Genomic DNA, 13,976 nt, shown 5'->3' with positions numbered 1-13,976 from the left:
AGTTGCATAATCGATTTCCTATCGATAAATTAAGTACATAAAACCGACAGGATACAAATGAATAAAAATTACAGCGGGATTAAATTTGTCTTAACTCTTCTGTTTATTTATTTGATGCTTTTCGAATTTATTTTACCCGTTAATAGAGTATTGCCTCAGCCTTCGCAGATAATCGAATCGTTCGTCGAATCGTGGAACGTTTACGATATGTTCCAAAGCCTGGCTTCCACAACCACAGTTATCTACGTTTCGATGTTGTTAGCCTACTTGTTAATTCTTGCAGTTTTAAAAACCGGATTAAATCTTTTTGCCTCATTTGATTTCTCTGCAGTTAGACCGATTAAATATGTTCCTTTTTTATTCCCTGTTTTATTATTTCTGTTCTGGTTCGGCGCTTCGTTTTGGGGCGAGTTGTTGTTTGGTTTTGTTTTTGTGTCGGCTATGCTCAAATTGTCCGCCGCAGAAAAAATGAATGATATTAAAAAGGAATATATAGACGTAGCGTTTAATCTCGGGATGTCTAAACAAGAAGTCGCAAAAACAGTCGTCCATAAAATTTTACAAAAGTATTTATATCGCGTATTAATCGCAAAGCATTATCTGATTTGGATGATTGTGCTTTTTTATGAATTTGCGGAGAAGGGGAACGGACTTGGCGGCATATACTACAAAGCGCTATATTACAATGATTTCGTTTTCTTGTTCGTTGTCGCAGTAATTACCACATTTTTGATTTGGGCGGGCGATAAGATTCTCCTTATCATCGAAGAAAAATATTTTAATTGGGAAGAATAAGATGATTGAACTAATCAACCTCGGCAAAACTTATATTGACGAGCAGGGTTTCAGAAAAGTATTGTTCAAAGGACTTAATTGTGAATTCAAAGCCGATAAAATCACATCGATACTTGCGCCTGTCGGCGCGGGTAAATCGAGTCTGTTGAAAATTTTATGCGGATTGGAAGAACCTACCGAAGGCGAAATCCGGTATGAATTGCCGGCTCCTTTAATTTACATTCCGTCAGCGCCTTCGTCGTATCCCTGGTTGAATGTTCAAGAAAACATCCTCTTCGGTTTGAACAAATACGACAAGGAGGAATTGCAAAATGCAATAAAACTTACCGGACTGGTAGGATATGAAACTCATGTGCCCTACAATAATAGTCTGGGGTTCCGATTCCGGATAAGTATTGCAAGGGCTTTAATTAGAAAATCCGGATTCCTCTTAATAGACGAACCTTTCATTAAGATGGATTACCGTTCAAAGGCGGAGCTCTATTTTCTGCTCAGAAAACTGAATAAAGAATTAAATCTGGGAATGCTGATTACTACTTCGAATATAAACGAAGCAATTTTTTTGTCGGACGTCTTGTTCCTGATGAAAAAAAGTCCCGGCGAAATTATCAGGAAAATTGATGTCGCAATTACCAAGGAAGAAAATCTGGATACATTTAAGTCCGAGGAATTTGCCGAATTGAGAAAGAACGTAATTAACGAATTCAAAAAACTCGATGCAGAAAATCTGCTCGCCAATATGTTGGTGTAGTATGGAAGATAAATTCAAAAAGCTGGAAAAATTACGTTCTGCGGCTTTGGACGGGGGCGGCAAAGAGAAAATCGAACAACAGCATAAAAAGGGAAAGCTGACTGCGCGGGAGAGAATCGATCTGTTGGTTGACAGCGGCACATTTCAGGAAATCGATTCGCTCGTTACACACAGGAGCCAAGATTTCGGATTGGACAAACAAAAATTCTACGGAGACGGCGTTATTACCGGCTTTGCCAAAATTGACGGCAGACCCGTAGCGGTTTTCAGTCAGGATTTTACAGTATTCGGAGGCTCGTTATCCGAAGCTCATGCCGAAAAAATATGCAAGATAATGGACATGGCATTGAAAACCGGCATTCCGATAATCGGGCTGAATGATTCCGGCGGCGCAAGAATTCAGGAAGGAGTTGTAAGTTTGGGCGGTTATGCGGAAATATTTTTGAGGAATACTTTGGCTTCCGGCGTGGTTCCTCAGATTTCTGCTATTCTCGGACCGTGCGCAGGCGGAGCGGTCTATTCGCCCGCAATAACTGATTTTACGTTTATGGTGCGCAATACGAGCTATATGTTCGTTACGGGCCCTAATGTGGTAAAAACCGTTACGCATGAAGATGTTTCGTTCGAAGAACTGGGCGGCGCCGATACTCATGCATCCAAAAGCGGAGTGGCTCATTTTGTATTTAACACCGAAGCCGAAGTCCTGGAAGGAATAAGACAATTGTTGTCGTATTTGCCTTTGAATTGGATGGACTCTCCTCCGGAAAAAATTTTCACGTCGGATGATTTGATAATTCCGGAACTCGATACGATTATTCCCGATAATCCCAATAAACCGTATGATATGAAAGAAATAATTGAGTTATTGACTGAAGATTTTTATGAAGTGCACAGTCAGTATGCGGAGAATATAGTGGTCGGTTTCGGCAGAATCGGAGGAATGTCCGTAGGGATTATTGCGAATCAGCCGAAAGCGCTTGCGGGAGTTTTGGACATAAACGCTTCGGTAAAGGGAGCTCGGTTTGTGCGATTTTGCGACGCCTTTTCGATTCCTTTAATAGTGCTGGTCGACGTGCCGGGATTTTTGCCGGGAACAGAACAGGAATGGAACGGAATTATCAGGCACGGAGCCAAATTACTTTTTGCCTTCAGCGAAGCTACGGTTCCTAAAATTACGGTCATAACGCGCAAAGCATACGGCGGGGCTTACGACGTAATGAATTCAAAACACATCAGAGGCGATTTCAATTTTGCCTGGCCTTCTGCTGAAATAGCGGTTATGGGTCCCAAAGGCGCAGTCGAAATAATATTCAAAAAAGAAATTAAAAATGCCGATAAACCTGAAGAAAAGTTGAAAAAACTTGTCGAAGAGTATACCGAAAAGTTTGCAAATCCGTATATAGCCGCCGAAAGAGGTTATATTGACGAAGTAATCTTTCCGAGAGAAACTAAAAAAAGATTGATCGATTCGCTCAATATTCTTAAAACTAAAGTCGATAATAATCCGAAGAAAAAGCATTCGAATATTCCTCTTTAATACTAACTTGTTTAATTACAAGGAGTAATTGACATTTTATAATAATTTCCTTGACAAAATTCACTTAAGGGACTAAATTGCAATAAGAAAAAATGAGATGGAGTTTAGTGTGAAATATAAAATTTTAATCTTATCGGTACTCAGTCTTTTCATAATTAATGCATGCGGAACACTAGACTTTTTATCTCAAAAAAGCGAAAAGGCGCCGCCCGATACAACAAAAGTTCTGACTGTCAGGTCGATAACCAGCGAGATGTTAGAAAACGCCAGACAGGATTATCTGACTGCTCTTTACAAGCAAAAATTGGGCTTCAAATCCGAAGCTATTAATTATTACGAATCGGCTTTATCCATCATTAATAAATTGAGTTATTATCCCAATATAGAAGAAAACGGCGCTTATGTCGAATTGGAAAATGCCATCGTGGAAGACTATAGAAGTTATGTGGAAAGTCTGGACGAATTACCTGAAGACGCATCTATAAGCGCTCTTGACGAATGGATGAATAAGAGCATACCAGGTTTGCCTGCTCTGGAAGATTCAGTGGAAGTTAACGATGATGATCATACCGTTACTGTCGTAGTCGGCGAATTTCCATTGGAAATCAATAGGAATGTAGAGCAATATATCGAGTATTTCACGGGCAAAGGCAGGAAATATATGGAACTGTGGCTCTCCCGTTCGGGAAAATATTTTCCGATGATGGCTAAGATTTTTGCGGAAGAGCAGGTGCCTCAGCAATTAATATTCTTGAGTATGATAGAGAGCGGATTGAACCCAACCGCCAGGTCGTGGGCTAGAGCTGTCGGATTGTGGCAGTTTATGAAAGGAACGGCGCGTTTGTACGATTTGAAAATCAATTACCATATAGACGAAAGACGAGATCCGGAGAAAGCCACCAGAGCAGCGGCAAGACATTTACGCGATCTTTACTATTCACTGGGCGACTGGTATTCCGCTATAGCATCTTATAACAGCGGCGAAGGCAGAGTAAGAAGAGCAATGAGACTTTCCGGCTCGAATAATTTCTGGGAAATGAGAAGGTATTTGCCGCGAGAAACTCGTAATTACGTACCTCAATATATTGCCGCTACATTGATTGCAAGTCAACCCGAAAAATTCGGATTCAATAATATTCAATACGAGAAACCGATTGATTATAAAATTTATCGGATTGAAGAGGCTGTCGATTTGAATGTGCTAGCCAAGTGCGCAGGAGTTAGCGTTGAATTTTTAAGAGAATTAAATCCCGAATTAATTCAAAATATTACTCCTCCTAAATATGATGGAGGATATCCGCTCAAAGTTCCCGCGCAATCTTACGAAGCCTTCGTTACGAATCTCAAAAATATTCCTGACGATGCAAAAGTTCAGTACACTGTTCATACGGTTAAATCCGGAGAATCTCTATGGCAAATAGCTTCGAAATATAATGTGAGCATTTCGCAGCTTGCATCATACAATAACATTTCGCCGAGGAGTAAATTAAGCGTGGGAACGGAACTTAAGATTCCGGTCTCAAGCATAAATGTCGATGATATTCCAATTAATACGGATATTTTACCTGCGGTTGATGAGTTGGTGGCTTCGGCGGACGAAAATCCGACTTATAAACTAGAGCTCACAAATCCCGACCTGGACGATAAATTCACTCAAATTTACGATTCTTTATACAGCGCGGATTCTTTGGAATATATTGTTCCCGAAGGTAAAGTTGCGGTTAACTATACCGTGAAGAGCAACGATAACCTCGTGGATATAGCCGAATTGTTCGACGTGCGCGTTTCCGATTTGAGAAACTGGAACAATATTCCTTATACGCGCAGGGTTAGAGTAGGGCAACAATTAAAAATTTATGTCCCTGAAGAACAAACAGAGTATTATTCAAAGATTGATTCGTTATCCGGCGCGGAAAAAAATCAATTGTTATTGGCGAATATCGGCAGCACGGTTATCGAACATAGGGTTCGTCGTGGAGAAACTTTATCAACTATTGCCGCACGGTATGGCGTGCGAGTTTCCCAGCTGAAAGACTGGAATAACCTCAGAAGCGACAGAATTTATCAGGGCAGAAAGTTGATTGTATATCCGGGTTATGCTCAGCAAACAGCCTCTTCGCAAAATCTTGACAATAAAAGAGCCGATAAATACAGAGTGCGACGCGGCGATACTTTGAGTGAAATTGCCAAAAAATTCGGCGTTTCTGTAGCCCAACTCAAAAGATGGAATAACCTTAAATCCGATCGTATCAGATACGGTCAGGTTCTTACTCTAAAAGGAACCGACAATGTCTATTCATACGGAGACAATACAGCCAAAAGAAATTCCAACCTTGTAGAATATACTGTCAAAAAAGGCGATACTATAAGCGAAATAGCGGATAAATTCGGCGTGAGAGTGTCGAATATCAAAGAATGGAATAATTTGAGAAATAATCTTATTCGTGTAGGACAGAATCTTAAAATTTATCAGAAAAATGAGAACCTGCCGAATGATAATAAAAGCAGCAATAGCGAATACTATGTTGTGAAAAGAGGCGACAGTTTAATCGAGATAGCGGATAAATTTAATGTCACTGTCGACGACCTTAAGAATTGGAATCGACTCAATTCTAATAAAATATTTGTAGGTCAAAAACTTACAGTTAAAAACGGAGTGGAAAATAATTCCGACAATAAATATATTGCAAAGCAAAATAATGAATCTAAAGTAACGATTCACAGAGTTAAACAGGGCGAGTCGCTCTGGACCATTGCAAGAATTTATAAAGTGCTTGTCGCCGATATTATTAATTGGAATAATCTTCAATCCGACAAAATAAAAGTCGGACAAAAACTCAAAATAATTAACTAGTTCTTTTAACATAAAAAAAGTCGTTAGGGGTGCTCCCGTAAGAGGGGGCTGAGATTATACCCTTGAACCTGATCTGGGTAATGCCAGCGTAGGGAAACGGTCGAAGAATAATTAAGTTGATCGCCGTTTTCCCGTTATAAAAACGGCTTTTTTATTTTAAACGGAGGTTCATATGAAAAACTTAATTATTCTTTTTTTTCTATTCACATCTTTAATTTACTCTCAGGTTACAGAGCTCAAAGGCAAAATCGTTAATGCCGACACGGGCGAACCGTTACCTGCAGCAAACGTCTACATAAAAAATACATCTTTCGGCGCTTCGGCCGATTCAATGGGCATTTTCGTTTTGAAAGGAAATTTCGGAAACGACGACATAATGGTCGTTAGCTATATCGGGTATCGAAAATTCGAAATTCCTGTCAAAGATTTTCTTGAACTCGAAAATAGAGTCATTAAACTCAAAAGCGACATTATTATAAGTCAGACCGTACTCGTTAAAGGCACAATAGGAGAAAGCGGTTTTTCGCCGTTGACTTTTACCAAGTTGAATAAAACCGAAATCAAAGAAGACTATACGATTCAGGATATACCGGAAATTATCAGTTACACTCCTTCTGCTACTTTCTATTCCGAAGGCGGTAACGGACTGGGTTATAATTACCTGAGCATTAGAGGGTTCGATCAACGCAGAATTTCCGTGTCGATCAACGGCATTCCTCAAAACGACCCTGAAGATCATAACGTCTACTGGATTGATTTTCCGGATTTATTGGAAAATACGGAACTGATACAAATACAGAGAGGCGCCGGTTCGGGCGTAGCGGGTTATGCCGCAGTGGGAGGTTCCATCAATATTATCACCACATCGATTACCGATAAACCGCTTTTGGAGTTGTCTTCTTCTATCGGCAGCTATAATACTAGAAAATACTCTGCTGTTGTTTCCAGCGGATTGATCGATAACAAATATTCCGTCTATGCAAAACTATCTCAAACATTGAGCAGCGGTTACCGTAACAACAGTTGGGTAGACCTTAAATCTTATTATTTGTCGGCGGTGCGGCTTGATGAAAATCTGACTACTCAAATTAATATTTACGGCGGTCCGCTTGCCGACGGATTGGCGTATACGGGTTTGCCAAAATTTGCTATCAAAGATAGAGAGCTCCGCAAAGCAAATTATTCTTATTGGGAAGCGGACGAAAACGGATATACTTACACTGCCGAAAGAAGACCGGAGGAAATCGAAAACTTTTCTCAGCCGCATTTCGAATTGCTCAACGAGTATCGCTTGAATGAAAAGGCTGTGTTCAATTCAGCGCTGTTCCTGGTGCTGGGCGACGGATTCTTCGACTACGACGGCTCGTGGGGCGACACGACATATTTCAGACTTACGCGCGACAACGGTTTCAATCCCGTTGTGAATCCTTCTAATGTATTGATACGCGCAATGGTAGAAAACAAGCAATGGGGATGGATTCCGCGTTTAAGTCTTAATCATACAAACGGAGAATTAATTATCGGCGGCGAATTGCGACTGCACAGATCGGTCCACTGGGGAAGTCTTAATTACGGCGAATTTCTCCCTGAAGGTATAACCAAAGATTACCGTTATTATTATTACGAAGGAGCAAAAGATATTTTCACTTTCTTTGCTCATGAAAAATACGATATTAATTCACAATTGAGTCTGCTGGCGGAAGCGCAGTTGGCGTATCATAGATATGAAATTGCAAACGAGCGTTATCTCGACAACGAATTCGAAATTGACGACTTGTTTTTCAATCCCCGTTTCGGATTGAATTACCGTTACACGCCCGAACTGAATTTCTATTTTACATTTGCGCGCGTAACTAGAGAACCCCGATTGAAAAATTATTACGACGCCGCCGAATCGAGCTGGGGCGAAACTCCTCAGTTTGAACAATTGCCCGACGGTTCGTACGATTTTTCAAAACCTCTGGTAAAACCAGAAACCATGAACGATTTCGAATTTGGAGCGGCTTACAACACAGAAAAAATGAGTCTGGCTCTGAATGGATTTTATATGTTATTCAATGACGAAATTGTCAAAAGGGGACAGCTCGACAGATTCGGTCAACCGATAACCGGAAATATGGACAGAACCATACATTACGGAATAGAATCTTCGCTTATTTTCAAACCCTCCGAAGAAATCGAATTGGTTTTCAACGGAGCGCTAAGTAAGAATTATATAAGCAAAGGTTACGCATATTTCTACAGCGACGACGAAGCGAAAACTTATCGGTTCGATTTGTCGGGCAACAGAATCAGCGGTTTTCCGGATGTTATGTTCAACGCGCTTATAAAATACAAAAGGGACGGATTGTTTGCGCAACTCTCGGGCAAATACGTCGGCGAGTTTTATACCGACAATTACGATGAAAAATTATCCGAGTACAGATCGATTTATCCCTACATTACCGATTATACCGACAACAAAGTCGAATCGTATTTTGTGGCTAATTTTTATGTCTCGTACGATTTACAATTAGATTCGTATTTGAAAAATCTTAAATTGTATCTGCAAATAAACAATATTTTCGACAATCTTTATGCGGCATACGGAATCGGTAAAGAATTCTTTCCGGCTGCCGAGCGTAATTTTATTGCGGGAATTAAATTCGGTTTATGAAAAAAGCAATTTTATGGGCTAACGGAGACCCTCCGTCGAAAAGAATAATTGGTTATCTTATCCGCGCCGGATACAATAAAATTATCTGCGCCGACGGAGGGGCAAACTCCGCCCGTAAATTAAATTTCGTTCCCGACGTGATTATAGGCGATCTCGATTCGATTACCGATGATAATCTGAATTATTTTTCCGATAAATCTGAAATCATAAAACTGAACCGGCAAAACGACACCGACGTCGAAAAGGCTCTGAAATACTCCATTAAAAAGAAATTTGACGAACTAATATTAATCGGCGCAACGGGCAGCCGTTTGGACCACTCGTTTTGCAATCTCGGCATTATGCTGAAATTTTACGATAAAATCCGGATTAAATTACTGCATCGTCAATCGGTGCTGTGCGCTTATGAAGGAGATGTGGAAATAAAAACATCGCCGGGCGAAACCGTCTCGATATACGGCTTCGATCGCAAAACAAAAATTACTTCGCAAGGTCTTAAATATCCTCTAAAAGAAACAAGTCTTCCATTCGGCGAAAAGGAGAGCACGAGCAACGTAGCTCTGAAAGATTCGATAAATCTGACTATAAAAGGAGGGCGGATTTTTCTAATCAGGGATTTTGAAGCAATGAGGAAAAATGGTCAGCTTTAGCGTCGCCGATATATTGATCATAACCGGTTTTTTCCTCGTGCTATTGTTTATCGGTTTTTATGCCGCGCGCCGTACCGAAGACACTACTGAAAATTTTCTTCTGTCGGGCAGGAAAGTAGGACTTCTTTTGTTCGTGCTCACTAACGTATCCACCTGGTACGGCGGCATACTCGGCGTGGGAGAGTTTACGTATACCAGCGGTATTTTGAGCTGGATTACCCAGGGTTTGCCGTACTATATTTTTGCAATTGTTTTTGCTTTCTTTTTTGCGGAAAAAGTAAGAAGTTCTTCGCTTTATACAATTCCCGATAAAATAGAATTAATATACGGCAAAATTCCGGCGTTAATTTCGTCGATATTTATTTTCATTCTGGTCTCGCCGGCTCCATATATTCTGATGACGGGCGCATTATTGCACGTAATATTTAATATTCCTCTTATATTAGGCTTGATAATTGCCTTTATTTTTTCGTCGGTCTATTTGATAAAAGGGGGGTATCGCGCGGATTTGATTACGGACGTTTTTCAGTTTTTTGTAATGTTCGCAGGTTTTATAATCATCGTATTAGTATCGTTTGAATCGGTAGGGGATTTTGAATTTTTAGTTGGGAATTTACCTCCGGAGCATCTCAGCATAACCGGCGGTCAATCGCCTTTATATGTTATGGTCTGGTTTCTGATTGCGTTATGGACTTTTGCCGATCCCGGATTCCATCAGAGATGCTATGCGGCAAAAGACGGGAAAACAGCCAAATACGGAATTTTAATATCGGTTATTTTCTGGTTCTTGTTCGACTTCCTGACCACAACCACAGGACTTTACTCAAAAGCATATTTGAAAGACCTAACGGACCCGGTTTTGGCTTTCCCGATTTATGCCGATAGAATTCTCGGCAGCGGATTGAAAGGACTCTTTTTTGCGGCGCTTTTTGCGACTATTATCTCCACGTCCAACAGTTTCCTGTTCCTAAGCGGAACTACATTCGGAAACGATATTATGTTAAAATTCGGTTTTGCAAAGAAACAAACGGTGAATTTTTATACGAAAGCAGGCATTGTCTTCGCCGGAATAATATCTGTTCTGCTGGCTTATTTTGTACAATCCGTAATTTCTATCTGGTATATGATAGGAAGCATATTCATACCGGGCATAATACTGTTGATAATCGGAGCGTATTACGATAAGTTCAGAATCGATTCTAATTTTGCAGCGGCTGAATTAATCGGAGGTTCCGCATCTGTAATAATATGGCTTATGGCGCGTCCTTATGTCGATGACGGTTTGCAATTTATAGAACCGATGGTCGTCGGTTTGACGGTATCTTTGGTTATTCACCTTTTGGGGCTTTCTCGCCGGCGCTTTTACTCTTCATCAGAGAAATAATTACCGATACGGCGAGTACGGTAACAATAAATGCCAGCGAATAGAGTGTAGGAATTTTATAAATATCCGCCAATAACATTTTAACGCCTACATATGCAAGTATAATCGCTACTCCGTATTTAAGGTAAGAGAACAAATCGACTATTCCCGCGAGAGCAAAGTAGAGAGCTCTTAAACCGAGTATGGCAAAGATATTTGAGGTAATGATTATGAACGGGTCGTGCGTAATTGCAATTATGGCGGGTATCGAATCGATGGCAAAAACAATATCGGACGATTCGATTAAAACGAGCGTAAGAAAGACCGGCGTTATGTATAATTTACCGGATTTTCTGACGAAGAAATTTTTGCCTTCGTATTTTGTTATCAGTCGGAATCTCTTCGTAAAAAATTTAATGAACGGGTTTTTCTCGTAGTTAATTTGCTCTTCGCCGCCGAATGCCATTTTATAAGCCGCATAAAAAAGCATTATTCCGAAAACATAAATAATCGGGTGAAACAGCTCTATGAGAGCAACGCCGGCAAGTATAAATATTATTCTCAAAACGATGGCGCTTATTATTCCCCATTTGAGAACATGAGGCTGATGTTCTTCTTTGATATTCATTACGTTGAATATCATCAGAAAGACGAATAAATTGTCGACCGAGAGGGACTTTTCAATCAGATAGCCGGCTAAAAATTCGAGAGCTTTTTGATGTCCGTCTTCCAGGAAGAGAAAAATGAGCAGATTGAAAAGAAAAGCGGCAGCTATCCAGATGCCGCTCCATTTAAGGCTTGTTTTTATGCCGATTTTATCAGTTCTGTGCTCAACTGCATACAGGTCGATGTAGAACATTATCGAAACTACGACCCAGAAGAAAATCCAGAACGCTAAATGAGAATGTATCATAAACTATGGCAATAAGATTGCTACTGAAATTACGGTTGTCCAGAGACCGTTTTTGTTTCCCCTGGCTGACTGCGTAACGTTGAAAGTACGTACGATTTTTCCCGACATTTTGAATACCTGTTCTCTTTCGTTCCAGTTCTTGTCCGCGTCGAAATCGATACCGAGAGTGGTAGCAAGCATTGTAGCTGCAAGGTCTTCGGCGTATTCGCCGGCAACTTTCTCGGTCTCTCCGTACGGATGATGCTCCGACAAATAGCCGTACATATTTTTGTCGGCGGGAATTGCTACTCCTATTGAAGAGGCTATTAATCTGTTTGGTTCGTTTGTCGCGTTTCTAGCCATCACACAGTGGGTTATCATACCGGGCTGCAACATTTTAAGTCCCTGCGTCTTGTTAATAATTTTAGCGCCGACGGGGAAGATGCTGCTAACTGAAACCAGATTGCAGATTTCGATTCCTGCGTCGCGTAATGCGAGCTCGAACGAGGCCAGATATTCCTTGTGGCGTCCGACCCCTTTAGTAAAAAAGATTTTTGTTGGTACGTACAATTTAGATTTCCTCCATAAATTAAATCGAAATTTTTGCAAAATTGCGCTTTCCCACCTTTAAGATGGAGCCTTCTTTGGGATTAACTACCAATTTCGGGTCTGAAATTTTTTCGCCGTCAATTGAAACCCCGCCTTGAATTACAAGTCGCCTTGCTTCGCTGCGAGAGGGAGCAAAGCCTGCTTTTAATATTAAATCGAGTATATCGATTCCTTTTTCGGAATCGCTCTTATCGAGTTTTAAATCCGGTATTTCGTCCGGTAAACCTTTTTTAACGAAAATCTGGTCGAATTCCCGTTCGGCTTCCAAAGCCGCTTCTTCTGAATGATACATCGACACGAGTTTTCTTGCTAAAGCTCTTTTTAGGTCTCTCGGGTTAACTTCTTTGTTGTCAAGTTGTTGTTTGATTATCTTAAGTTCCTGGTTCGATACATCCGTGGCAAGTTCGTAGTATGTATAAATCAATTCGTCGGGAATCGAGAGAGTTTTGCCGTAAATCTCATTCGGCGGTTCATTGATGCCGATATAGTTATCGAGGGATTTGCTCATCTTTTCCGCGCCGTCGGTTCCTACGAGAATCGGCATAGTGAGAATTACTTGCGGAGCAAGCCCGTATTCGCGTTGAATATCGCGTCCCACGAGCAAATTGAATTTCTGGTCGGTTCCGCCCAGTTCCACGTCGCTTTCGATTGCCACCGAATCCATCGCCTGAGCCAGAGGATAGAGAATTTCGTGCATGCTTATCGGAATTCCGTTTTTCATCCTTTTGGTAAAATCGTCCCGTTCGAGCATGCGAGCCACGGTATATTTCGACGCAAGCTTGATTACATCTTCAAATGTCATCTTTCCGAGCCACTCGGAATTGTAGACGATTTTCGTTTTTTGAGGATCGAGAATTTTGGAAGCCTGCTCGAAATACGTCTTGCCGTTTTTACGCGCTTCTTCGAAAGTAAGCGGCGGACGGGAAGAATTTCTACCCGACGGGTCTCCAATCATACCTGTAAAATCGCCGATTATCAGAATCGCAGTATGACCCAATTGTTGAAACTGTGCGAGTTTTCTTAAAACAACGGAGTGACCCAGGTGGAGGTCGGGACGCGTAGGGTCGCAGCCCAATTTTATATTTAGCGGTTTTCCTTCTTTATACGATTTTTCTAGTTTTTCGACGAGCTCTTCCTCCGGTATAATTTCCGAAGTTCCTCTTTTGATTAAGTCCATTTGTTCGTTAACGGGAGGGAAGGCAATCTTTTTTTCCAATTTTGAATTATTCTCCTTATTGTTTCAGTTTACGCTCCAGTTCGCGTTTAGCTTCTCTTTTTGCTATATCTTCTCGTTTATCGTATTTACGTTTCCCGGCGGCAATCGCCAATTCTACTTTAACTTTGCCGTTTTTGAAGTAGAGCCGCAACGGAACAAGCGTATTGCCTTTTTCGGAAACGGCTTTTTTTAATTTTCTTATTTCGCTCTTTTTAAGGAGCAGTTTTCTCTTTCTCAGCGGATCGTGATTGTTATAGCTGCCTTGGTCGTAATGAGAAATATTAGCGTTCATCAGCCAGACTTCGCCGTCTTTTACAATGGCGTAACTGTCGACCAAACTGGCTCTGTTCTGGCGCAAAGCTTTTACTTCCGTTCCGACGAGAACAATTCCGGCTTCGAGGCGCTCCTTAATAAAATAGTCGTGCTGCGCCTTCCGGTTGACCGTTATATTTTTCTCTTCGCTCTGCTCTGCCATAATTTTCAAAAAAACGAACTAAATTTATTTTGAAACTCAAATAAATGCAAGAAGTTAACCAATATCAAGTGGAAAACGGCAACCTTCATTGCATAAATTCTTAACAGCCGCTTCCCGAATTATTAAAAATGAAACGGAATATTTTCATTTTATTCTAAAATATTTATTTTGATAGTGG

Annotated in this window: 11 protein-coding genes and 1 riboswitch; of the genes, 7 read left to right on the top strand and 4 right to left on the bottom strand. The window is 40.8% G+C overall.

What is annotated here, in order from left to right:
* The first annotated feature begins 57 nt into the window (after positions 1 to 57).
* From ACOYVE_RS09890 to ACOYVE_RS09860, 7 genes are all read left to right on the top strand, one after another.
* A complete protein-coding gene (locus ACOYVE_RS09890; protein WP_014857256.1) occupies positions 58 to 795 on the top strand; it encodes a hypothetical protein in 738 nt (245 codons plus the stop codon).
* Position 796: 1 nt separating this feature from the next.
* On the top strand, positions 797 to 1,546 hold the full coding sequence (locus tag ACOYVE_RS09885; RefSeq protein ID WP_014857255.1) for an ABC transporter ATP-binding protein: 750 nt from the start codon (positions 797 to 799) through the stop codon (positions 1,544 to 1,546).
* A 1-nt stretch (position 1,547) separates the two neighbouring features.
* The gene (locus ACOYVE_RS09880; RefSeq protein WP_014857254.1) at positions 1,548 to 3,083 is read left to right on the top strand and encodes an acyl-CoA carboxylase subunit beta; all 1,536 of its coding nucleotides are present in this window, start codon (positions 1,548 to 1,550) and stop codon (positions 3,081 to 3,083) included.
* A gap of 109 nt (positions 3,084 to 3,192) precedes the next feature.
* On the top strand, positions 3,193 to 5,937 hold the full coding sequence (locus ACOYVE_RS09875) for a LysM peptidoglycan-binding domain-containing protein (RefSeq protein WP_041356099.1): 2,745 nt from the start codon (positions 3,193 to 3,195) through the stop codon (positions 5,935 to 5,937).
* Between the two features lie 15 nt (positions 5,938 to 5,952).
* A riboswitch (TPP riboswitch) is annotated at positions 5,953 to 6,049 on the top strand.
* Between the two features lie 60 nt (positions 6,050 to 6,109).
* The gene (locus ACOYVE_RS09870) at positions 6,110 to 8,593 is read left to right on the top strand and encodes a TonB-dependent receptor (protein WP_014857252.1); all 2,484 of its coding nucleotides are present in this window, start codon (positions 6,110 to 6,112) and stop codon (positions 8,591 to 8,593) included.
* Positions 8,590 to 9,243, top strand: a complete 654-nt coding sequence (locus ACOYVE_RS09865; protein ID WP_014857251.1) for a thiamine diphosphokinase — start codon at positions 8,590 to 8,592, stop codon at positions 9,241 to 9,243. Before ACOYVE_RS09870 ends, ACOYVE_RS09865 begins: the two co-directional genes overlap by 4 nt.
* The gene (locus ACOYVE_RS09860; protein ID WP_041356097.1) at positions 9,230 to 10,627 is read left to right on the top strand and encodes a sodium:solute symporter family protein; all 1,398 of its coding nucleotides are present in this window, start codon (positions 9,230 to 9,232) and stop codon (positions 10,625 to 10,627) included. The genes ACOYVE_RS09865 and ACOYVE_RS09860 overlap by 14 nt, the downstream gene beginning before the upstream one ends.
* On the opposite strand, the gene ACOYVE_RS09855 is transcribed toward ACOYVE_RS09860, so the two are convergent.
* The 4 genes from ACOYVE_RS09855 to smpB are packed head-to-tail and all read right to left on the bottom strand — an operon-like array spanning position 10,572 to position 13,798.
* Positions 10,572 to 11,519 carry a TerC family protein gene (locus ACOYVE_RS09855; RefSeq protein ID WP_014857250.1) on the bottom strand — a complete coding sequence of 316 codons (948 nt, stop codon included), beginning with the start codon at positions 11,517 to 11,519 and terminating at the stop codon, positions 10,572 to 10,574. The genes ACOYVE_RS09860 and ACOYVE_RS09855 overlap by 56 nt on opposite strands.
* Positions 11,520 to 11,522: 3 nt before the next feature.
* Positions 11,523 to 12,068: a pyruvoyl-dependent arginine decarboxylase gene (locus ACOYVE_RS09850; protein WP_014857249.1), complete on the bottom strand. Its 546-nt coding sequence runs from the start codon at positions 12,066 to 12,068 to the stop codon at positions 11,523 to 11,525.
* A gap of 19 nt (positions 12,069 to 12,087) precedes the next feature.
* Entirely contained in the window at positions 12,088 to 13,323 is a 1,236-nt protein-coding gene (tyrS, locus tag ACOYVE_RS09845) for a tyrosine--tRNA ligase (RefSeq protein WP_014857248.1), read from the bottom strand.
* A gap of 16 nt (positions 13,324 to 13,339) precedes the next feature.
* A complete protein-coding gene (gene smpB / locus ACOYVE_RS09840; RefSeq protein ID WP_014857247.1) occupies positions 13,340 to 13,798 on the bottom strand; it encodes an SsrA-binding protein SmpB in 459 nt (152 codons plus the stop codon).
* Positions 13,799 to 13,976: the final 178 nt, after the last annotated feature.

This window comes from Melioribacter sp., assembly GCF_049325435.1.
Taxonomy (GTDB): Bacteria; Bacteroidota; Ignavibacteria; order Ignavibacteriales; family Melioribacteraceae; genus Melioribacter; species Melioribacter roseus.
Note: the sequence above shows the minus strand (reverse complement) of the source record. Positions and strands in the feature narration are given on the sequence as shown.